We start from the raw sequence: 22,006 nt of genomic DNA, 5'->3' as shown, positions 1-22,006 counted from the left end.
GTGGCGATTAAGAAGACTACATAAAGGCTTCTGGCTGTTTGGCATACGGGCGGGCGACGTCTTTACTGATGGTGCCTTTGGCCACTAAGTTCTTAAGCGTTTGATCTAGGGTAATCATGCCGTCGCCTGCTCCCGTTTGGATAGCAGAGTACATTTGGGCAATTTTATTCTCCCGTATCAAATTACGAATAGCGGGTGTGCCAAGCATGATTTCATGAGCGGCAACACGTCCCCCTGTTTGCCGGCGCAGAAGCGTTTGAGAAACCACAGCTTGCAGTGACTCTGAGAGCATCGCACGAATCATGTCTTTTTCGGCGGCGGGAAACACGTCGATGACACGGTCAATCGTCTTAGCTGCTGAGCTGGTGTGGAGGGTGCCAAATACTAAGTGTCCAGTTTCGGCCGCAGTCAAGGCCAAACGAATGGTCTCAAGGTCGCGAAGCTCACCAACCAAAATCACATCGGGATCCTCACGTAGGGCAGAGCGCAATGCAGGCTCAAAGCCTAAGGTATCACGATGTACTTCACGCTGGTTAATCAGGCTTTTTTTGGACTCATGGACAAATTCAATCGGATCTTCGATGGTTAAAATGTGCTCTTTACGGTTTTCATTAATGTAGTCAATCATAGCAGCCAGCGTGGTTGACTTACCTGAGCCTGTTGGGCCGGTGACTAGCACCACGCCACGTTTAAAATCCGAGACGCGTTTGAAGACATCGCCCATACCCAAGTCTTCCATAGTCAAAACTTTGGAAGGAATGGTACGAAAAACAGCGCCCGCGCCACGGTTTTGATTAAAGGCGTTTACCCGAAAGCGCGCTAAATTCGGAATCTCGAAAGAAAAATCCGTTTCAAAGAACTCTTCAAAGTCAGCGCGCTGCCGATCATTCATGATGTCATAAATAAGCTGATGAACCATTTGATGCGTCATCGGCGGCATGTTGATTCGGGTCATCTCACCGTCGGCGCGAATCATTGCTGGCATACCAGCCGAAATATGTAAGTCTGATGCTTTATGTTTAACGGTAAAGCGCAGCAAGTCTTCGATACTTAAACTGTTTTTTTCAGCCATAATCGGATATTCCTATCAATCAATAAGGGTAAGACAAAAGAGTATAAAAGTGTGTGGTTGCCAATCGATAGTTGCCCGTGAGTAGGCCAATTACTTTAATAAAGGACAAAAGAAGCTCTTTACCCTTATCATGGTATTCAGTAGCATGGGTCAAACCATGTAACAATATAATAACAAGACTGTTGGTATTTAACCATCTACACGATTAATAAAATGTAAAATTAGTCCTTCTTAAACTTACTTTATATATGAACTACGATCGATGTTTTCGCAACCGACATTTTTTAAGCGGCACTCTGTTAGCGAAATCTGAGGGGGCTGCTATCGCAGCTTTACTTTAAAACCGAGACCGTAGCTGCAATCCTCAAAAAATCAATTTTATGTCGAACTGACTTTAATAAAAAATAGTTGAAAAAACCAATAACAGCTGACTGAAATGAATCAATTAATTATCCTTGTGAGTGGTATATGAAAGATATTGAAAACAGTATGAATAGCCAAAGCCTTATTGAGAACTGGCAACAAGTTAGCAGGCAAATGACGCAGGCTTGTGAACACAGTAACAGGCAGGCTGAGGACGTTACGTTGTTGGCAGTCTCTAAAACCAAGCCTGCTAGTATGATTGCTATATTAGCTCAACAAGGACAAGGGCATTTTGGTGAAAACTACCTGCAAGAAGCCATCGAAAAAATTGAGACGTTAAAAGAGCAGCCTGAATGTGCAGGGGTAGTGTGGCACTATATCGGTAGTATCCAGCGCAATAAGACCCGCGATATCGCAGAGCATTTTGACTGGGTACAAACGGTTGAGCGTGACATTATTGCCAAGCGTCTAAATGATCAGCGCCCAGCAGAAATGCCACCACTAAACGTACTGATTCAAGTCAATATTGATAATGAAGCAAGTAAATCCGGTTGTTTACCAGAGCAATTACCTGAGTTGATAACCACCATCAAAGGGTATGAGCGACTGCAACTGCGCGGTTTGATGATTATTCCTGCTAAGACAGATACCAATGCGTTTGCTCGAACTCAGCAGTTATTTGACGCGATCAAGCAAAGCCATCCGAAGCTTAATGGTTGGGATACGCTAAGTATGGGTATGAGTGGTGATATGGAGGAGGCGATAGCTAAAGGCTCTACGATGGTACGGGTCGGGACAGCAATCTTTGGTGAGCGTCATTAATTATTAGCTGTAGATCACGGTAACCACTATCAAACCTTCTAAGCAGAGCCGCAGTCGTTTAATCGCCTGCACGCTCGCTGTTTTTCTTTTATTAGTGTTGGTTACTGTGCAGGGTCACCGGTCGCGTTTTTGCTTGAGCGCGCCGAAACTGGCGATTAACAGATCCCGCAACGCATGGACAGGGTTTACTTGGCTATGGCTTTGCCATTGAATCCATTCGAGCGCCAATAAACAGAGCGTCAGCCAGATGGTGCCTGCGAGATAGCCCGCAATCACATCACTTGGGAAGTGGGCGCCTAGATAAATTCGGCTCGTTCCAATGAGCACAATAATTATGCTAAAAAATATGAAAGCCAAGATTTTGACCGCTTTTTTTTGGGTGCTTCGTACAATTAAGTAAGTGATGAATCCATAAAAAACAAGCGATCCCATCGAATGGCCACTTGGGAAACTAAAGCCAATGGCATCGACTGCTTCATTGATAGACGGACGCTCTCTTTCATAGAGTTGTTTTAATAACCACGTCAACGCCCCATTGCCTCCTACGGCGATAAGAAAGAAAAGCGCGCCCCATTTATCTTTGGCTTTAAACCAAAGCCATAACAATATGAGTACCGTTAAGCTGGTCAAAAACCAGACCGACCCAAGCTCGGTGATTAAAACGTAAACCGCATCAAGGGTGGGCGTTTCTATAGCGGCAAAAAGACGAATGATACTATTGTCAAAGTGTCTCAACTCATTTTCCAGCAGTTCTTCTGCCAGTTCAGAAAATAGCCAAATGGAAAGACTGGCTATTCCTAAACCAACGATCAAAATGGTAGCCAAAAAGCCCACTTTTTTATTTTCTACGTCCATAATGTGTTTGCCTTTTCAATAAACCCATCATTATTAAAATGGGCACACAAAAAATCCCACATTAACATTTTTTAAGTATGGATGCAGAACGGCGTCACTATAATCAAACAGCATACAGCCTTTGCAAAAACTCAATTCGCCTTTATAGATAATGGTAAAGTCATAAATAGGCAGGTCTTACACCGTATCTTCAAACTTAGTCACTAACAACTGGGTGATTTTGAGATTGTCGGTCGCGATAATTTCAAATCGATAATTGGCATACTCGATCGTATCGGTTTTCTTTGGAATTTTGCGTAGCATGTACATCATAAAGCCACTGATGGTTTCATAGTTTTGACTGCGTGGTAGATTGACGATATCCAAAGCGCGAACCACGTCTTCAATTGGGGTCATACCATCGATTAGCCAAGAGTTATCAGTACGTTGGACGATAGCCTGCTCTTCCATGGTCACAAGCTCACCCATGACGATGCTCATCACATCCTTGAGAGTGATAACCCCCACGACTAGCCCGTACTCATTAACAATGACCGCAAAATCTGCCCCTGTGGATTTAAACATCTCTAACACTTCAAATAAAGACAAGGTATCAGGGACGAAGAGTGCAGGCTTGAGTAAGGCTTTGTCGGTTAAGCTCACTTCTTGCTGGTTCAGAACCAACGCTAAAAAACTGCGCGACTCTACATAACCAATGATGTGCTCCAAGTCATCATCATGACAGACCAAAAACTTGTTATGTGGCTGTTCAATCATAACCTCGACGACGGCTTCGGTGCTGGTTTGGGTATCGAAATATACGATGTTTTCGCGTGGATTCATCACCGAGGTTACCGTACGTTCTTGCATATCAAAAATGTTTTCGATCAGGTGATGCTCCTGTTTTTTGAGCACACCCGCTTCGGCACCTGCGTCCATGACGGCATAAATGTCTTCTGGCGTCATATCGTCCTGCCGTATGGTTGAGATGCCAAACAGTTTAAAGAGGACATTGGCGGCGCCATCAAACACCCAAATCACAGGTTTAAATAGGAAAATCAACAGCATCATCGGGCGTACAAGTCGCACAGCGATAGTCTCAGTATTTGACATGGCCAAACGTCTGGGCATCAAATCAGCGAGTAGGGAAAATGAGCTGGTGATCACTACGAATGATATAACGGAGGATACAGCTTCATTATTAACCAAGCGCTGTAGATAAGGGCTGATGGCTGACTCACCCACAGCCCCCGCAGAAATAGCCACTGCATTTAAAACGACTTGTACGACTGTGATAAAACTACCAGGATGCTCCTGCATTTTTAGCACGTCAAATGCCCGAACATCTCCTTCTTTTGCCATGATTTGCAGCTTAATTTTGCGCCCTGCTGCGATGGCAATCTCAGCAGCAGAGACAAAAGCACTTAGGGCAAGCAATAAAAGAAGGAAGATACTAGCGGTTAGCAAACTCATGACAGACTCGGTAAAAAGTGTAGGGATTAAAAGTAATAATAGTTGAAGTTAAAAGTGGTGAAGCTAAAAGAAATGGGGTAGAGCCAAGAGGAAAGCGTTATCGTTAAAAAATGACGGTTTGTAGAAATTAATTATAAAAACTAAAAAAAAGAAACTAAAAAAGCTGGGCAATTACCCAGCTAATCATAAAAAAAACCAAATTTCTGTAAAGAAATTAGACTATTGGCATCTCCCAACCTTTCAATAACAGAGGTTGGGCGAGCCTCACTATCTCGTTTGACTTAGCCTTTTATCGACCACTTATTGACCAGTGGATAGCGGCGCTCGCGGCCAAAAGCTTTATGGCTAATCTTAGTACCAATGGGGGATTGCAAACGTTTGTATTCGCTGTTGTCGACCATCTTAATGACTTTTGCGACCATATCTGCATCAAAACCTTTATCGATGATGTCTTGATAACCCATGTCTTCATCGATGTACGAGGTTAAGATAGCATCTAATACATCGTAATCAGGCAAGCTGTCTTGATCCTTTTGATCAGGGCGTAGCTCTGCTGATGGCGGACGAGTGATGACGCGCTCAGGGATGACAGGCGTGTCCTCTAAACGATTGCGATAACTTGCCAGCTTATAGACCTGTGATTTATACACGTCTTTTAGCACATCAAAGCCGCCTGCCATATCACCGTATAAGGTTGAGTAGCCAACGGCTAACTCTGACTTATTACCAGTGGTGATGACCAAATGACCAAATTTGTTGGACAACGCCATTAAGACCACACCGCGAGCACGTGCTTGGATGTTTTCTTCGGTGGTGTCTGCAGGCGATTTGTTAAATAACGGGGCTAGGGTATGACGTATGCCTTCAACAGCGTCAAATATAGGACAAACCGTATAAGAAACGTTTAAGCGGCGGGCCTGTGCTTGTGCATCTTCTAAGCTGATTTGAGAGGTATACTCGTACGGCATCATGACGGCATACACCTTGTCAGCACCTAAGGCGTCAACGGCGATACAAAGTGTCAACGCCGAATCAATACCGCCTGACAGACCAACGATAATGCCAGAGAATCCTGAGTGATTGACGTAGTCGCGTAAGCCAACGACCAACGCCTGATACATCTCCGACTCACGGCTCAGTGTTAATGGCGCTTTAGTTTGGCTATCGAACGTAGCGGTTTTGACATCTAAAGTGGCTAAAAGCAGCTGGTTCATAAAGCGCGGCGCTTCGTGGGCAACGCTGCCGTCAGCTTGTACTGCCATAGAGCCACCGTCAAACACCAAGTCGTCTTGACCGCCAACGGCGTTGACATACACGATAGGCAAATTGTTTTCACGGCTACGTTTGGCAAGCATCGTTTTACGGTTGTCTTGTTTGCCAATCTCAAAAGGTGACGCATTTAAGCTAACTGCTAGATCAGCACCTTGTTTTTTAAGCTCAGCGATAGGACCTTTTTCCCACAAGTCTTCACAAATAAGTAGACCGATAGTGATGCCTTTATAGTCAAATAGGACTTGGTTACGGCCTCTATCAAAGTAACGGCGCTCATCAAACACGCCATAATTTGGCAAAACTTGCTTATGATAAAACCCTTTTTGATGGCCATTATGCAAGATGGCCGCAGAGTTAAAGGTACCATGATGGTCGACATGAGGATAGCCGACAATCATCACGATATCGTCGATATCACTTAAGCTAGATAAGGCGCTTTTCACACGGCCTGACAAGCTTGGACGTAGCAATAGATCCTGAGGCGGGTAACCTAAAAGAGCCAGCTCTGGAAAGACAATGACGTCTGCGCCTTGCTCGCGGGCTTGTAATGCTAGTGTGCGCATTTTTTCGGCATTGGCAGTAATATCACCCACCAAGAAATGCGACTGTGCCAACGCAACAGTAACGGTTTCTTGTGGTTTATTGCTTTTATTGGCCTCGTTTGAGGGATTAATATTGGGGTTATCAGTGTCTTTTGACATTGTTATTGTTCCTATCGATATGTTTAAAATTTGGTGGGTCAGTATTGATTTAAAATCAAATCAAAATAAGTCCGACATTAACTCAAAATAGTACTCAGTCACATCCATTCTAATATTGAACTTGTATGATGAGCTTAAATCTTGCATAAGCCACTATATAACGCTTACGCATAATATCCAAAATTATGGCGCCGCTCTAAAGGGTAGATCTTATGATAGTCTAGAGAAGGACGATAAAAGAGGGTTTTGGCTGACAGTCTGAACATTGCTGGGTCTGTACAACCATCAAAATAAATAAGGGCAAACTCACTTAACGCTGTTGAAAAGCTTAAAATAATTGCTTTAGTATAACATCAATTGCAGCCACAAATAGAACGCGCCAGTGAATTAGCTGGCAAGATATCAGTTTACAGTGTGAATATAAAACAGGCGTTTAGTGCATTGTTTTTGCATCACAAAGCCACGTTTTGCGTTATTTGTATGGGCGTTATTCTCTAGTAAGGTTGCATAGAGAAAGTTGTAAGTAAAGATTACAACATAGCGTTATATAATTGTCCTATTTTGTTGCATAATGAGGTCTGATAACTGCTTTTTTAATCTTTTTTTAGTCTGAATGATAGATGGTAAATATGTTACCGTGCCCTATGAGTTGCCGCTCACAAAGCAGATTTTTATCTATGTAGTAATGATTTACCACCCTCGCTAATGGATACCGTTTATGGGCATGGCCTATAAGTCGATATTCATCTCACATTTATAAACTTGCCAGCAAAGTCATGATAGAGCTTTGCTGTCTGCTCTTGGTTTATACGCTATGATTGAAAATTGGACAAAAGAATTTATTATTCAGCGCTTGCTGGCCGTTACCTTATTGGTCGTGTTGTTCGTATTGTGTTTTCAGGTGGTACAGTTTTTTATTGTACCGGCGCTCTGGGCGGCGATTTTAGCGTATGTGACTTTTCCCATTTATAACTTTTTTTATGAAAAAGTAAAACTGAGCCCTAGTTTTAGTGCGGCTATTATGACGGTGAGTATCTCCTTAATTATAGGGGTGCCGCTCGTCATTGGCGTCTTTATCTTACAACAAGAAGCATTGAGCCTAATCAGCAACTTAATCTATCGTATCAAAGTTGGCTATTTAGATGTGCCGGACTCTATTAAAGATCTGCCTATCATCGGACAGCAAGTGAAAGACGTGCTGTGGAGAATCAATAAAAACCCCGAGGGGACGCTTGAAGCGTTTCGGATTTGGGTGCAGTCACACTTATATTATGGCAAAGTAGCCTTTGATGTGGTGTTTAGTGGTCTTGCCAAGCTTGGCATGGCCCTGATGACGCTGTTCTTTTTCTATCGAGATGGCATCAGTTTGGTTCGCCAAATCCGTCAAGCGTTACGCAATATCATTGGCAATCGTATTGATGGCTATATTGATTCTGTGGGTACAACCACTCGTGCGGTGGTTTATGGTATTGGTTTGACCGCATTGGCGCAGGCTCTGCTTGCAGGGGTTGGTTACTATTTCGCTGGTGCGCCAAGTCCTATTTTGCTCACCATTGTCACCTTTATCATTGCCTTGATACCATTTGGCACGCCCTTTGTGTGGGGCGGCGTATCCATTTGGTTGTTAAGTCAAGGTCATACGGTCGAAGGGATTGGTTTGGCGCTGTGGGGCACCTTAGTGATTAGTTGGGTTGATAATCTCATTCGCCCTATTGTGATTAGTGGAGCGACCAAGATTCCTTTTATCATTATTTTTATCGGTGTATTGGGTGGTCTAACTGCTTTTGGTTTCGTTGGTTTGTTTATCGGCCCTGTGGTGCTGGCAATCGGTCTGGCGGTATGGCGTGAATGGATCTCAAATCACAAAAATGAGATATTTGCGCCACAAGAAGAGGGGCTAGCTGCTAGCCCGCCTCTTCCCCTAATTGATAAACCAGAGTAACTGTGCAGCTAGAGTAAGTGTGCAGCCAGAGTAAGTATGCAGAGAGGCACGATCGTTATTTTAAAATAAAAGGATCTCTATAGAAGATCCCTAGCGGTCATTTTGAAATACTAAGTAAACAAGTAAGCAAGTATTAAGAAGGGCAGGATGGATACTATTAAAAATATAACGATTGTGGCCGATAGCAATATTGCTAGTTTGGACGAGTTTTTTAATGCGGCAACGCTTGGGCAAGCATCGATGCAGACCGTCAATATTATCACCGCTGCTGGACGTGATATCAACGCACAATTGCTCGCAGATTTGCAACCTGATGTCCTATTAATACGCTCTGTGACCCCAGTCGGCGCGGCGTTGTTGGCTGACAATGAGAGTGTGCAGTTTGTTGGTTCGGCCACCATCGGTACCGATCATGTTGATCAGGACTACTTGACGGCACGTAACATTACTTTTGCCAATGCGGCTGGTTGTAGTAAGCACTCTGTCGCGCAATATGTATTGACCGCTATTTTGACCTTGCGCCCGCAGTATTGGCAGCAATCCATCACGCTTGGCATTATTGGGCTGGGTAATATTGGCAGTACGCTTGCTCATTACGCGAATGATTTGGGCTGGCAGGTATTGGGTTATGACCCATTGCTACCAGCCGCAAATATCAATAATGCCAGCCTCGAGCAGGTGCTTAGCAAAAGTGACGTGGTCAGCTTACATGTCCCACTCACGGACAAAAAAGGTACGGATAATAAAAACGCGGATGCTAAGGGGGCGAGCGACAGCAACGATTATCCAACGCGCCATCTGATCAATGCGGAGACGTTGGCCATGATGCCAGCACAGACGATGCTGATTAATAGCGCGCGGGGACCTGTCATTCATGCAAACGACCTTGAAGCCGATATTGCGCGTACTGAGCGGCAAGTGGTACTTGATGTGTTTGAGCATGAACCGAAAGTGTCTGAGCATTTGTTATCCAAGCTTGCTATTGCTACCCCGCACATTGCTGGTTATACGGTAGAAGGTAAGCTGCGTGGTACGCAAATCATCTATGATGCCCTATGTGAGACGTTAGCCGTCACACCTGCCCAATCTATGCAGGCGCTATTACCGCTCAATACGTTTTTGTGGACGGAGTTAAAAACGCATCCAGAGAGGTTGGCCACGTTTTATGATATCCAACAAGACGATGCAGCATTGAGAAGTAAGGCAGTTGATGGTCAAGTAAGTGGCGCTGACTTTGACAAACTGCGCCGTGAGTATCGTTTACGCCGTGAATGGCAGCGGTAAAAATGGGCAAACAACTTAAAGATGCGTTTTAGAAGCACCGTTTAGAAAAACAATGTAGAAATTCAGTTTACCACCCTATTATTCGTCAGTTGCAGTAGATCACCATGAGCCAAGCAAACCACTCTTTTTTCCATAAGCCGAGCTATGCACCTACCATGACACTGGCGATGGCGCAGCAGCGCGCGCAATTTATAAACCGCATTCGTCAGTTTTTTATTGAGCGACACGTGCTAGAGGTGCAGACGCCGCTGTTGTCACAAGCCGGTAATACCGATACTTTTTTGCAGTCAGTTGCCGCTCAAGTCACTTATCAAGACAAGCCACGTACTTATTATCTGCATACGTCACCCGAGTTTGCCATGAAGCGTGTGTTGGCCAGCTGGCAGGTGCCTATTTATCAGATTTGTCCTGTGTTTCGAGACAATGAAATAGGGATCAGGCACAATATTGAATTTACCATGCTGGAATGGTATCAGCCAAATTATAGTTTAGCAGATATGGCATCAGAGGTTGGCGCACTGCTAGAAGTGCTGTATGGCTATCCCATTGTGATGAATCACTATCGCTATGTTGATGCGTTTATGGACTTTGTGGGCATTCATCCGCTAACAGCGAGCCTGTCTGCGCTACAAGCGGTGGCAGAGGACAAAGGGTTGCTGGGGTTTGATTTTAATAGCGAGGCAAGTTGTGCAACAGACAGCGAACAAGACCGCCGGCAAAGCTGGTTGGACTTGCTGTTTAGTCACGCGGTAGAGCCAAATCTGGGACACGATTTGCCAACGTTGATTGTAGAGTATCCGCCTGCTACGGCCGCATTGGCAAAAACCGCCCTTGATAAAGAGGGAAATGAGATTGCGAAGCGTTTTGAGCTGTACATCAAAGGTGTGGAGATTGCCAATGCTTATGATGAACTGGCAGATGGGCAGGCGTTGAGGGAGCGTTTTGAAAAAGACAACCAATTGCGCAAGCGTCATCAGCTCCCACCAATGCCAATCGATGAGCATCTAATTACCGCCTCTGATGAGTTAATACCTTGTAGCGGGATTGCGGTTGGGATAGACAGATTACTCATGGTAATCACAGGTGCCAGCAGCTTGGAGGAGGTCATTTGTTTTCCGAGCGGCTTAGCTTAGGAGGGTTGGTTTTCGTATTTAAGGCAGAAGTTTTAGTCGTGTAGTAAAGGAGTAGGGGCTAAATAAAACCCATAAAAAAAGGGTCAATACTCAATCGGCTAGCGGAGGTGCTACCAATGAGAATCGACCCTTTTTTACTTATTTAACGATAATTATTATTTATCAATAATAGACTTATACGCTAGCGATAGCCTCATCAATAGCCGTTGTACCGTTATGCATACTAAAGACTTTCTTTATAGTGTTGTTTGCATTTAGCACAGCAGCTAACGTGGTGGCGACATCTTCAATCGAGTTTTCACCAGAGTCACCATCATTAACGGCAATTTTACCAGTACCTGGGCGTTCTTTTAGCGCCCCTGCTTGCACAATGGTGTAATCAAGCGTACTGTTATTTACCAGCCACTGATCGGCATAATGTTTACAGATATAGTACTCTTTGAGGTCGGCTATACCTGGGTTGTCCCATTTGCTGGTGTCCAATGAGAATACGGCACTAAGCATAATATAGCGTTTGATGCCCTTGTCTTGTGCCGCTTGCATGGTCTTAACCGCCCCGTGCAAATCCACTTCCAATACGTCCTTACCGCCAGAACCAGCAACGAAATAAACCGTATCGATGTCTTGATCCAGTTGGCTCTGGATGGAGTCTTTTCCAGCGGTGATGTCTAAATCCAATTGACTGTAATTGTCCGCATCAAATAATTTTTCTTCCTGACGTGTGGTACCAATGACTTGATGGTTTGAGGCTAACAGCTGCTTTGCCAAATCAGAACCCACGCGACCACTTGCACCAATGATTAAAACCTTCATAATTATTCCTATTGTTATGTGTATGATCGTTTATATAGATGGTAGATCTATAAATTGAATACAGCGTAACAAGAAAAGGCGGCACGCTTCGTTATGATGCGTGCCGATTACATAGTGTTTGGTTGTAGAGTGTATACCGTTTGCAAGGAGGCAAGACAGAAATAGAGAAACAAGTAGCAGACAAGAGCGGATAGATGCGATAGCTGTCACCTTGCGATCATCAGTGCTAACGAACCAAACGGTTTAAGCCATCGGCAAATGCCTTTTTATCACGGTCGCCATAAGGTTTTTGACCACTCATTTCTTGCAGCTCTAGGACACCCGTACCGCGCATGGTATCCATAAAGTCGCGCATATTGAGTTTTTGTTTAATGTTGTTTTTATCGTAGACCACACCGCGTGTCGTCAGTACCATACCGCCCTTGTCCAAAATATCATTGGCCAAAGGGATGTCGCTGGTGATAGCAAGATCACCCGGTTGTATCTGCTCCACGATGTAATCATCGGCTTTATCAAACCCTGAGGGCACCACTGTCATCACGAGCAGCGGTGACTTACGCAGTTTAATGGGCTGATTGGCGACAAATATCGCTGTGGTCTTTGTACGCTCAGCAGTTTTGATGATCAAGTCTTTGGCAATCAATGGCACTGAATCCGCATCTACCCAAATCTGCATTATTTCTTAGCCTTATTGACATCTGCCTTTACAGGTTTCTCTGTTTGACGGTCTTCAGCAGATACATCTGTGTCTTCTAAAGTTTTTTCGGATTTAGTTTCAGTGTTAGTAGGAGCATCGACTGCTGCTGACTTGTTATCGATAGGGCTCGATTTTTTATCCAGACCAACTTTATTGGGCAGTACAGCAACGAGCTTGGCTAAAGCAGGGTCTAAATCTGCCACATCATTAGGCATCAAGGTAATATGAGCAATTTTGCGATCGTCACGTTCACCCTTATGGTAGCTATGGTAATGGGCCCCATCAATATTTAGCACAGCGCTGATATCAGGATATTGTCCCAAGACGTTGATCATAATCGCTGGATGGACATTGTCAGTATCACCCAGTGGTAAATCAACGACGGCACGAATGTGGTTTTCAAACTGGCTGGTGATCGCGCCTTCAATGCTCCAGTGCCCAGAATTGTGTACGCGCGGGGCAATCTCATTGGCAAGCAAAACATCATTACCGCGCTCGTCTTTGGTCACAAATAGCTCAAGTGCCATGACACCAACGTAGCCTAAATGATTCATAATCGTGGTAATTGCATTGGTTGCTTGCTGAAATAAGTGACTGGTACCCACTGCGGGGGCTTGAGTTTTGGCCAAAATCCCGTGATGATGGTGATTTTCGACCAAATCATAACAGCGTACCTGACCGTTTTGTCCTCGGACCGCGATAATAGATACCTCACGGCTAAAGTTGATAAAACCTTCTGCAATCAAAGGGGCTGGTGTTGGCGTCAGTGAACCCTTACCACTAACGGCATCTTTAAGATCCTGCCATGCCGCCTTGATATCGCTGTCTTGCTTGATGAAAAACTGACCTTTACCGTCATAACCGCCACGGCTGGTTTTTAACACGATCGGTAGCCCCAACTCGTAACAAGCCTGCTGCAATTCCGCTTCAGAGCTGACTTCCCTAAAGGGGACAGTGGCGATGTCTAGCGCGTTAAACATATGCTTTTCTTTTAAGCGATCTTGCGCGATATCAAGAGCGATCAGTGGCGGAAACATGCCTTGTTTATCCCCAGCTTTTGACAAGTCAGTCAGCTGCTTGACCGTCGCGGTTGGGGTGTTTTCAAACTCTAGCGTAAAGACGTCCGCTGCCGCAATAAAGGCTTCTAATTGTTCGCTGTGAAAGACGCGTCCATACAGGCTGGCAGGGCAGTCAGCATTGTCTTCTAAAAACACACACTGATAACCTAACGGCATGGCTGCTTCGGCAAGCATCATACCAAGCTGACCACCGCCTAAAATACCGATGGTAAGAATGGTTTGGGTAACAGGGTAAGCGTTTGCTGTAGTCATGGCAGGCTCTTTAAATTAAAAATGAGTAAGGGTTTTGGGATATTAAACGCTAAAGATTAATCTATTAAAATAGGAAAAGGTGCATTGTCTGCACCTTGTATTAAGTAGAACCCATCTAAAAACAAATATCAAGTTAAGACTATCCATATCGTTGGTATCAACAGTATTTGCGATAAATGCTCGATAACTATTATCGATTAATGGTTGATAATACCGGGTGTTGGGCTAGCAAGAATGGTGTCGGTTTGCGATTGACGCAGGTCATCTAGCTTAGTAGCAATCGCTTCATCATGCAAGGCTAGGACTTGAATGGCAAGAAGGGCGGCGTTATACGCACCTGCCGTACCAATCGCTAACGTCCCAACCGCTACCCCTTTAGGCATCTGCACGATAGACAGCAAGCTGTCCCAACCGCTCAGCATAGAGGATTTTACCGGCACACCAAAGACGGGCAGCGGCGTTTGACTGGCACACATACCGGGCAGATGGGCGGCACCGCCTGCTCCAGCGATGATGACTTGTAAGCCATTATCTTTTGCGCTTTTGGCATAATCAAACAACCTATCAGGCGTACGGTGTGCTGAGACCACTTCACAGTCAAAGGCGATATCAAAGTCTGCTAGCAACTGTGCAGCGGCGCTCATGGTTGCCCAGTCAGATTGTGAGCCCATGATAATGCCAACTTTTGGTTGACCCGTAGGAGAGGTGATAGGTCCGTTTTGCTCAACAGAATTGACGGTCGCTGACATGGTAGCCGATGTTGTACTCATGCTTTGATATCCTCAAAAAGCCCATCATACAAAAGTTTTGCGGTCCTCGTAAAGCCAAGTTTGCGGTTTAATGTCAAGGCTTTATGAATGGCGCTGTTTTTATTGTGTTGTACCTGCGTCTTCATCATGGTTGTATTGGATAAAGTTACTGGCTTTTAGGGGCAGTGGACGCTCAGTATCAAGCTGATAACAAGTCAAGTAACCGCTGTCTACCGCTGCTGAATAATCGGTACAGGCGACTTGCGGGCTAAGGGGCTCAGGCGTGCCGGTCAGCCAATAGTGACCGACAAACACCGGCTTATGCGTTTTTAGCGCAAAATCAATGTTTTCTGCCAGTGCATCACTTGGAATTTGGGCCAACGCGGACATAGGCGCACGTGCCACCTCGTAAAGTGTGCGCGTATTTAGCTCATCTAGCCACCAGCGGACCCTGACGCGGGTGCGCTTCGTGCCTTCTTTATCGACCATCACCAGACCGTTCGGTAGTGGCGTCTCGACACCTTTTAGGACCCGCTCTAGCGCATCAAACGGGACGGTGTGCTCTTTTGCCGTGACTGTCAGTCCGTGCGATGTGAGACAGTTATCGTCAGTCAGCAATGGTTTTAGTACCGCCATGCTATCGATATCCCAGCAGGCATGCACAAAGCAGGCATAGTCAGTCTCAATCCATAAGGGAATCTCGTAAAAGCGCTGTAGCCAATATTTATGGCTGTCTGAACCAAAAGGGATTTCGGCTAAAAACGCTTCATGTTGGCGCACATGCACCTCACTGTGCGAGCGCAAATACTGGCTAGGATCGTGAGGGTCAAGCGTGGCAAAGGCCAATGCGTTATATTCATGATTGCCCATCACCGCATCAGCCACGTCGGCATCCAACATGGCAAAAACAATCTCCAAGGTGGCTAGCTGCTGAGGCCCACGGTCGATTAAATCACCAATAAACAGCGCACGATGACCGACGGGCGGCACAAAGTAACGGCCGTTATGACGATAGCCCAACTGCTGTAGTAGACCTACCAGCTTGTCTGCATAACCGTGAATGTCACCGATAATATCTATAATCATAATTATTTATCAAATCTTAATGTATAAAGGTCCGCAACCTGTAAAGTGATGCCACCACATCGATCGCTATAGTCAATTCTAAATAAAACAGAGACATCATATTCTGATGTGGAACTGGTATCAGTTTTTCTGGCGTGCTGTGCCTACGCAGACAGAGGCTGCAAAAAATTCATCCAGTCCCACGGTATCGCTTTTATACTGAACTCACATATTCGCAGGGACTGAAGAAGTTGTTGTTAAAACTATTGCTATTGCCATTATTACTGCTTTGATTTGCTGTTGCTACTGTTTGAGCAAAATCCTTTATCTACATCTAAAAACCAGGCGACAGTAGCGCATTGATAAAGTGTGGCAGTACTTGTGGCTCTAAAATAATCGTGGCTATAACGCCAAACGCGCCGCCCCACATGTGTGCCATGTGATTGATGTTTGAGCCGCCACGTTTATCAGCGTAGATACTATAAGCGACATAAGCGATCGCAAATAATATCGCTGGGATAGGAATAATTGCAAATAGGTAGATTTTTTCCCACGGAGCCAGCAAAATAAACGCAAACAATACGGCTGAGACACCGCCTGAGGCTCCAAGGCTTAAATAGCTGGCCGTATTTTTATGCTTAATATAGCTTGGAATCATCGCGATGATAATCGCCAGCACATAAAAAACCACAAAACCATAACCGAATAAAAAAGGTTTATACAGGCCCTCAATAGCACGACCAAAAAAGTACAAGGTAAACATGTTAAAAAGCAGGTGCATACTATCGGCATGGATAAAGCCATGCGTCACAAAACGATCCCACTGGCCATTGTTGACGGCAGGTGGATAAAAAATAAGTCGATTAAACAATGCCTTGTTTTGCCAAGCCACTAAGCTGACAATAACCGTGATAATAATGATAAGGGTCGTATGGTTTAACAAAGGGAAATCCTTAGGCCGTGCCTGATATGTTACAAATGGCTATAACTGACTATATTCAACGCCTAAGCGTTACGGCTGAGTGAAAACTGAATATGACCAATGACTTTATTATTAAGGGGTAGCGGTTAATAATAAAGTCATACTAACAGTAGTTATCATAATGCAAAAACTTATTATGTGACAAAACGATGCTTTTTTATGCTTTTACAGTGAATAATATAGCAGGGTATGAGAGCAGTTGAGTAATGCTTCGTATCTTGACGGTAGTGTTGTTATGAATGCGGGCAATGCTCGAGAGCATGGAAGCGCAATAAAACAAATAAAATGAGCCCTTCATAATTTCGTAGGCGGATGGTGAAGGACGAAAAAGGCAGGCAACGATGAGTATTATCGATCAACTAGAAAAAAGTGTCACTCCAGCCGTGCTAGGTGAGGGTGATCGCCAAGATAATGTGGCTTATGTCAGTTTACTGGAGCAATTCTACGCCATTTTAGCGGCGCGTTTGGCACTGCCACAGGTTTACTCACAGCTGCTGCGTGCCAACCAAGTGACTAGCATTGCCACTGCTACAGATGTCCCTCTATTGGAACAGTTGTGGCCAGATCAAAGGTTGCAGCAGGTTTTTATCCAAGAATTGGCAGCCAGTTTTCATATTGATGAACAGACTACCGCACAGTTGCTCTTCAATGCCGCGCCACTGGCTTATCGAGAGCTCACAATATTGGCCAACGGTCAGTTTTTACCCGCGTTCTTACAAGGAGAGCAGGCTAGGTTGCGTCCTTATTTACCGATATGGTCGGCACCTATTATTACCGCTGCTCACAGCGTTAGTTATGCTTCAGACATAAACTCAGAAATTACAGGCGACGCTAATACCGTACCAGTGCGTGACCCTTCTTTAAATGAGCTTCATGAGTCTGAGACAAACAAAAGCGCCACAGTGGCTTATCTGGCAAATGCTGATACTAAAAGCGCTAGTATAGAGAGCACCGAGACCCACTTTGGAGCAAATAATGATGCCTTTCATGCCAATCCATCAACTCATCATCAGGCAGAAAACAGCAGCATGAAGCACGAAAAAGTACGCACCCGTAATCAACGCAACGATTTACTGGTACGAATATTTTTATTATCAGTAGCCGTTGTGGCCACTGGGCTGGCTGCTTGGGCGCTGTACTTCCGCCCTAACAGTCCACCACCAGTAGAGCCTGTTGAGCCAGCGCCTGTGGTTGTGGCACCTGCGCCAGTAGCACAGGTAGTAACGCCAGTTGAGTTAATCGTTGGGGTAGACGACAGTGGCAGTTTGTATACCTGTAGCGCTATAGTTGGTGATGACTCGCTACAAAGTACATTACAACAGGCGCTAAGCACAAGTTTTGGCGAGCAGGCGAGTATTTGTGAGCTGACTGTGCAAAAAGGTGTCGCAAATAGTCTGGCCAATTTACCAGTGGAGGTGTTGCCCAATGTGTTGACCCTGCTGAGAGCCACTCCATTTGCGCGTCTGCATTTGCAAAATGACCGTCTCATGTTAGAAGCACCAGATAGCCTGTTGCTGCAGCGATTGGCCACAGATGTACGGACTTTAGCACCAGCACTGACCGTAGATAGCGCAGCGCCTCTACCATTGCCTGATAACAATCAGGGTGAGACGATGAACAACACCGCAGACATGAATGGTGAAAACAATCAATTTGGAAATGAGCGGACAACTTCAAATCTTCAGTATGGTAATGACTATAACGGCGGCGAATCTGGAGAATATCAGGCACCAGATGACGATACTGGCGATCGTGTGAGGCCTACGCCGGCACCCAGCAACAGTGGTTTTAATAGTAACAATAATGGTCTGAGCAATACCCCTAACAATGTACCAACGAATAATAGACCATCAGGCCCTATCTCGCAGTCAGAAGTAGAGGACATGGCGAGCACCATCATCGTCGCTGAGCCTGCACAAGTGAGGTAATAATTAAGTGTTATAAGTGGCTGTCCTCAGGTATAGGATAGCCCGCTTGTTTTAGCTTATAAATTGTTAGCCATCACCTACTTCAACGCTTCCATAATTTGTCGCTTATTCTGTCGCTACCTATGGCTAATATGTTAGTGACTTGTACCTGAACGCTTTTTTGGTTACGTGCCATAACTGAAACATTACCTAACGTATCATTTGTACAACAACGTGTTGATTGTGAACTCGGGCTTAAGACTTTTATAATAACAATGGTTGAATATAGCCATCGCCAGCGTTAACTGTGATGGTTTTATCGTATATCAAAAAATTTGATATTAAAATTTTACGTTGTTTTTTTATTTTTCACTAATCAAATTATACCAATAAGTATTAATGGAGGAATTATATTATGGATATTATTAATCATTTAACGCGGACAGTCACGCCAGCCGTCTTAGGCGATGATCGTAATCCCGCTAAGCAAAATTTGCTTGAGCAGTTTTACGCTATTTTTGCCGCCCGTCTTGCTGACAAAGACACTTATGGTCGCTTCGCCAACGAAAATATCGCTCGTGATGACCAAGGTTTCTATGATCGAGTGTGGACAGAGGGTTCACACCGCGATCAGATTTCGCGTGAGTTAGCCAGCAAGCATAACGTTGATACGACAGAAGCTCGTGGTTTGATCGCGATGGCCGCACCCCTTGCTTTTCACGAAATCAAAAGCTTGGCAGGTAATACCCCAGTACCACAGTTCTTAAATGACAATCTCTCTAGTTATCAGCATCACATTCCAGCGTGGGCAGGTACTGTCTTACCCGCCGGTATGGTCGCGGCTGCCCCTGCTGGTGAGCGTATCTCTGATACCGTTAGTACGGCCCCACTCGTACGTGAAGAAGAAAAACAGGGCAGCTTTATGAAAGCGCTACTGCCTATTATTGGTTTGATTATCTTAGGTGCGCTTGCATGGGCCCTACTGCGTGGTTGCCAAGAAGACCCTGAGCCTGTAGCGACGCCAGTTGTAGTTGAGGAGCAAGAAAATGTAGGTGATGAGCAAGTAGCGGTGGCAGCGGATGTTGTACCTGCTTCGTTGCGTATTGCCACTGGTGCAGATAATACTTTATACGCTTGCCGTATGAATGTAGGTGATGCTGCGCTGCAAACCACCGTGATAGATGCATTAACCAGCACGTTTGCCGCGGGTGAAACTGACAAGTGCCGTGCTGACGTGGATGATAGCTTTGCCGCTGATATGCCAGCTGCCGCACAATTGCCTGAGATTCTACAACTCATCAGAAGCGTACCAAATGCCAGTATGATCATTAAAGGTGAAGAAATTGTTGTTAACTCACCTGATGCCGATATTTTAGATCAACTGGTTAATGACTTGCGAGCAGCAGTACCGTCTATGACTGTTATGGCAGAAGGCCCATTAGACTTGCGCAACGAGATTGAAAGTAGCATGACTGCAGCCGAGCTTGCGCTTAACAACCTTGGGGAAAATCCAGATCCACGTGATGTTGCCCGCGCCTTAAGTCTACAGGTTATCAACTTTGAGCTAGATAAAGCCTTTATTCCTGAGGTCAATAAGCCGTTGTTAGACCGTGCGGTTCAAATTATGGAACAAGTACCAGATATGGAGCTGATGATTATTGGCCATACTGATAAACTGGCTTCTGACTCTTATAACATGGAGCTATCACGTGAACGTGCCGAATCGGTAAAAGAGTATATGGTGTCACAAGGTGCTGATCCTAGCAAACTGAGCACAAAAGGTCTGGGTGAGACAGATCCAATTGCCGATAACTCTACTCCACAAGGTCGTTTCCGTAACCGCCGCATTGAGTTCACCGTTTATGATGACTCTACCGTAACGGGTAACGAAGGTATCTCTGTGACTGCAGGTGATAGTGGTGATATAACCATGACTGATGATGAATTAGATCCAGATTTAAATCCAACTGATGGTAACAATGATGATCTATTACCAGATGGTGATGACGCGACTCAAGGTACTGAGTTAGATCCTACCAACTAATAGTCGATTATTTGTATAAAATAACGAACGAATATCTAATGTTAAAAAACCGCTTCTGATAAAGAGGCGGTTTTTATTTTGGCAACATAAAACATCATGCGCTGGGATTGATAAAAATTGAACATGACTTAAATATTACTATGGCTACTTATAGTGGGTAGGGTCTGACGATTGATCGGGGGCAGTACTGGTATCAGCTGAAGACTGCGTCTCAAAGAAAGTCTGCGTGATGTTGTCTTTGGCCTGTTGCCAATAAGCAAACTGCTGACAAGTAGACTCAAGATCGCCCTGCCATGTGGGAATGTTACCGCACATCGTTTTAATCCGATCTTGATTAGGGTAAGGCAACTCTTGTGCTGCTTCTGCTGCTTCATGGGCTGCGACGCGATCATTACAGACCAGTGCAATATCACAACCGGCCCCAATAGCGGCTTTTACGCGGGCGCTGACATTGCCTGCCGCTTTGGCTCCTGCCATCGATAAGTCATCAGAAAAGAGTACGCCATCAAACTCAATCTTGTCACGAATGATGTCTTTTAGCCAAATTTTAGAAAACCCTGCAGGCTTATTATCTACTTGCGAAAATATCACGTGCGCTGGCATGAGTGCATCTAGCCATGGCAGCGTCTGGGCAAAAGGTTGCATATCAGTATTGATAATTTCATCTAAGCTGCGTGTATCAATGGCTTCTGACACATGGGAATCAGGCGCAATCGCCCCATGACCGGGGAAGTGCTTACCGGTGGTTGCCATGCCTGCAGCCTTCATACCGCGCATAAACTGGGTTGCCAAAGCAGTAATGGCCTGCGGCTCATGATGAAAGCTGCGATCGCCGATGACTTGGCTAATGCCGCCTCTATCGAGTACAGGTGCAAAGCTTAGATCAATGCCCACAGCCAATACCTCTGCCGCCATCAGATAGCCACAGTCATAAGCACAGCTAAGTGCCCGGTTTGGGTCTTGATTAAATAGATCACCAAGCCTGCCCATAGCGGGTAAGGGCGTAAAGCCCTCACGTAGCCGAGCGACGCGGCCGCCTTCTTGGTCGACTCCAATTAATATATCAGGATTGTGATAGCGTATATCATCGCACAGCGTTCGTACTTGCGCGGCATTGGTGACGTTACGCGCAAACAGTATGACACCGCCGACTTGGGCTTGTTTGATCAAGCTCACATCTTCAGGCGTTAAGGCGGTGCTATCGATATCTATCATTAAGACGCCATACATAGCGTACTCCTCACGTATTGGCTGTATTGTGTTATAAGTTAGGTTTGCTTGATAAGAGTGCCGGCAGGATATCTCTCTAGCCTCATATCAAGAGTGCCTTATTATGACAGCTATTATGAATGGCGCATAATCTGACGACGTCGTGGGCTAAAATATGACTGTTACTGTGAGTAAGATAGCGACCTAGGTAGACATAATAAATATGACAGAATGTTTGGTATGTGCCAGCGTAGCGTGTAATATTGCTTATACAGTTTGAGACAGTTCAGTGTTTATACCCATGATATTATTG

17 protein-coding genes are annotated in these 22,006 nt (G+C 45.1%); 6 read left to right on the top strand and 11 right to left on the bottom strand.

The features are described 5' to 3' along the window. Positions 1 to 16: 16 nt before the first annotated feature. Positions 17 to 1,072 (bottom strand): type IV pilus twitching motility protein PilT, encoded by a 1,056-nt coding sequence (locus tag JFC06_RS05470; RefSeq protein ID WP_198334255.1) that lies wholly within the window; start codon positions 1,070 to 1,072, stop codon positions 17 to 19. Positions 1,073 to 1,540: 468 nt separating this feature from the next. Between JFC06_RS05470 and JFC06_RS05465 the strand changes: the two genes are divergently transcribed. Continuing rightward, the gene (locus JFC06_RS05465) at positions 1,541 to 2,257 is read left to right on the top strand and encodes a YggS family pyridoxal phosphate-dependent enzyme (protein WP_198334254.1); all 717 of its coding nucleotides are present in this window, start codon (positions 1,541 to 1,543) and stop codon (positions 2,255 to 2,257) included. 114 nt (positions 2,258 to 2,371) lie between these two features. Here the strand turns inward: JFC06_RS05465 and JFC06_RS05460 are convergent, their stop codons facing one another. From JFC06_RS05460 to JFC06_RS05450, 3 genes are all read right to left on the bottom strand, one after another. Beyond that, complete coding sequence (locus JFC06_RS05460) at positions 2,372 to 3,112, bottom strand: phosphatase PAP2 family protein (RefSeq protein ID WP_198334253.1); 741 nt, start codon at positions 3,110 to 3,112, stop codon at positions 2,372 to 2,374. Between the two features lie 177 nt (positions 3,113 to 3,289). Continuing rightward, a complete protein-coding gene (locus tag JFC06_RS05455) occupies positions 3,290 to 4,564 on the bottom strand; it encodes a hemolysin family protein (RefSeq protein ID WP_193006860.1) in 1,275 nt (424 codons plus the stop codon). A 281-nt stretch (positions 4,565 to 4,845) separates the two neighbouring features. Beyond that, positions 4,846 to 6,537: an NAD+ synthase gene (locus JFC06_RS05450; protein ID WP_198334252.1), complete on the bottom strand. Its 1,692-nt coding sequence runs from the start codon at positions 6,535 to 6,537 to the stop codon at positions 4,846 to 4,848. 814 nt (positions 6,538 to 7,351) lie between these two features. Here JFC06_RS05450 and JFC06_RS05445 point away from each other — a divergent pair. From JFC06_RS05445 to epmA, 3 genes are all read left to right on the top strand, one after another. Continuing rightward, positions 7,352 to 8,479: an AI-2E family transporter gene (locus JFC06_RS05445; protein ID WP_193006858.1), complete on the top strand. Its 1,128-nt coding sequence runs from the start codon at positions 7,352 to 7,354 to the stop codon at positions 8,477 to 8,479. A 156-nt stretch (positions 8,480 to 8,635) separates the two neighbouring features. Then, positions 8,636 to 9,763, top strand: a complete 1,128-nt coding sequence (locus JFC06_RS05440) for a 4-phosphoerythronate dehydrogenase (protein ID WP_198334276.1) — start codon at positions 8,636 to 8,638, stop codon at positions 9,761 to 9,763. A gap of 104 nt (positions 9,764 to 9,867) precedes the next feature. Then, complete coding sequence (gene epmA, locus JFC06_RS05435) at positions 9,868 to 10,896, top strand: EF-P lysine aminoacylase EpmA (protein WP_198334251.1); 1,029 nt, start codon at positions 9,868 to 9,870, stop codon at positions 10,894 to 10,896. A 174-nt stretch (positions 10,897 to 11,070) separates the two neighbouring features. Here epmA and JFC06_RS05430 read toward each other — a convergent pair whose 3' ends face one another. The 6 genes from JFC06_RS05430 to JFC06_RS05405 all read right to left on the bottom strand — a co-directional run bounded on the left by JFC06_RS05430 (position 11,071) and on the right by JFC06_RS05405 (position 16,494). Further along, positions 11,071 to 11,709 (bottom strand): NAD(P)H-binding protein, encoded by a 639-nt coding sequence (locus tag JFC06_RS05430; RefSeq protein WP_193006856.1) that lies wholly within the window; start codon positions 11,707 to 11,709, stop codon positions 11,071 to 11,073. Positions 11,710 to 11,935: 226 nt separating this feature from the next. Next, a complete protein-coding gene (locus JFC06_RS05425) occupies positions 11,936 to 12,385 on the bottom strand; it encodes a YaiI/YqxD family protein (RefSeq protein WP_198334250.1) in 450 nt (149 codons plus the stop codon). Beyond that, positions 12,385 to 13,737 (bottom strand): 5-(carboxyamino)imidazole ribonucleotide synthase, encoded by a 1,353-nt coding sequence (locus JFC06_RS05420; protein ID WP_198334249.1) that lies wholly within the window; start codon positions 13,735 to 13,737, stop codon positions 12,385 to 12,387. The genes JFC06_RS05425 and JFC06_RS05420 overlap by 1 nt, the downstream gene beginning before the upstream one ends. Before the next feature lie 197 nt (positions 13,738 to 13,934). After that, positions 13,935 to 14,507, bottom strand: coding sequence for a 5-(carboxyamino)imidazole ribonucleotide mutase (gene purE / locus JFC06_RS05415; protein WP_226949570.1), 573 nt, complete (start codon positions 14,505 to 14,507; stop codon positions 13,935 to 13,937). Between the two features lie 99 nt (positions 14,508 to 14,606). Further along, complete coding sequence (locus JFC06_RS05410) at positions 14,607 to 15,572, bottom strand: metallophosphoesterase (RefSeq protein ID WP_193006853.1); 966 nt, start codon at positions 15,570 to 15,572, stop codon at positions 14,607 to 14,609. Between the two features lie 313 nt (positions 15,573 to 15,885). Then, the gene (locus JFC06_RS05405; protein ID WP_198334248.1) at positions 15,886 to 16,494 is read right to left on the bottom strand and encodes a rhomboid family intramembrane serine protease; all 609 of its coding nucleotides are present in this window, start codon (positions 16,492 to 16,494) and stop codon (positions 15,886 to 15,888) included. Between the two features lie 380 nt (positions 16,495 to 16,874). Between JFC06_RS05405 and JFC06_RS05400 the strand changes: the two genes are divergently transcribed. Both JFC06_RS05400 and JFC06_RS05395 read left to right on the top strand, forming a co-directional pair. Next, entirely contained in the window at positions 16,875 to 18,461 is a 1,587-nt protein-coding gene (locus JFC06_RS05400; protein ID WP_198334247.1) for a hypothetical protein, read from the top strand. A 394-nt stretch (positions 18,462 to 18,855) separates the two neighbouring features. Then, complete coding sequence (locus JFC06_RS05395; protein ID WP_198334246.1) at positions 18,856 to 20,484, top strand: OmpA family protein; 1,629 nt, start codon at positions 18,856 to 18,858, stop codon at positions 20,482 to 20,484. A 144-nt stretch (positions 20,485 to 20,628) separates the two neighbouring features. On the opposite strand, the gene nagZ is transcribed toward JFC06_RS05395, so the two are convergent. Continuing rightward, positions 20,629 to 21,714 (bottom strand): beta-N-acetylhexosaminidase, encoded by a 1,086-nt coding sequence (gene nagZ / locus JFC06_RS05390; protein WP_198334245.1) that lies wholly within the window; start codon positions 21,712 to 21,714, stop codon positions 20,629 to 20,631. Between the last annotated feature and the right edge of the window lie 292 nt (positions 21,715 to 22,006).

Source organism: Psychrobacter namhaensis (genome assembly GCF_016107545.1).
Taxonomy (GTDB): domain Bacteria; phylum Pseudomonadota; class Gammaproteobacteria; order Pseudomonadales; family Moraxellaceae; genus Psychrobacter; species Psychrobacter namhaensis.
The sequence above is the reverse complement of the archived record's forward strand: the minus strand, read 5'-3'. Positions and strand labels throughout refer to the sequence as shown.

Excerpts from the sequence above, each read along its gene's own strand:
- JFC06_RS05470 (WP_198334255.1), bottom strand. The coding sequence starts at position 1,072 with ATGGCTGAAAAAAACAGTTTAAGTATCGAAGACTTGCTGCGCTTTACC.
- JFC06_RS05465 (WP_198334254.1), top strand. The coding sequence starts at position 1,541 with ATGAAAGATATTGAAAACAGTATGAATAGCCAAAGCCTTATTGAGAAC.
- JFC06_RS05460 (WP_198334253.1), bottom strand. The coding sequence starts at position 3,112 with ATGGACGTAGAAAATAAAAAAGTGGGCTTTTTGGCTACCATTTTGATC.
- JFC06_RS05455 (WP_193006860.1), bottom strand. The coding sequence starts at position 4,564 with ATGAGTTTGCTAACCGCTAGTATCTTCCTTCTTTTATTGCTTGCCCTA.
- JFC06_RS05450 (WP_198334252.1), bottom strand. The coding sequence starts at position 6,537 with ATGTCAAAAGACACTGATAACCCCAATATTAATCCCTCAAACGAGGCC.
- JFC06_RS05445 (WP_193006858.1), top strand. The coding sequence starts at position 7,352 with ATGATTGAAAATTGGACAAAAGAATTTATTATTCAGCGCTTGCTGGCC.
- epmA (WP_198334251.1), top strand. The coding sequence starts at position 9,868 with ATGAGCCAAGCAAACCACTCTTTTTTCCATAAGCCGAGCTATGCACCT.
- JFC06_RS05430 (WP_193006856.1), bottom strand. The coding sequence starts at position 11,709 with ATGAAGGTTTTAATCATTGGTGCAAGTGGTCGCGTGGGTTCTGATTTG.
- JFC06_RS05425 (WP_198334250.1), bottom strand. The coding sequence starts at position 12,385 with ATGCAGATTTGGGTAGATGCGGATTCAGTGCCATTGATTGCCAAAGAC.
- JFC06_RS05420 (WP_198334249.1), bottom strand. The coding sequence starts at position 13,737 with ATGACTACAGCAAACGCTTACCCTGTTACCCAAACCATTCTTACCATC.
- purE (WP_226949570.1), bottom strand. The coding sequence starts at position 14,507 with ATGAGTACAACATCGGCTACCATGTCAGCGACCGTCAATTCTGTTGAG.
- JFC06_RS05410 (WP_193006853.1), bottom strand. The coding sequence starts at position 15,572 with ATGATTATAGATATTATCGGTGACATTCACGGTTATGCAGACAAGCTG.
- JFC06_RS05400 (WP_198334247.1), top strand. The coding sequence starts at position 16,875 with ATGAGTATTATCGATCAACTAGAAAAAAGTGTCACTCCAGCCGTGCTA.
- JFC06_RS05395 (WP_198334246.1), top strand. The coding sequence starts at position 18,856 with ATGGATATTATTAATCATTTAACGCGGACAGTCACGCCAGCCGTCTTA.
- nagZ (WP_198334245.1), bottom strand. The coding sequence starts at position 21,714 with ATGTATGGCGTCTTAATGATAGATATCGATAGCACCGCCTTAACGCCT.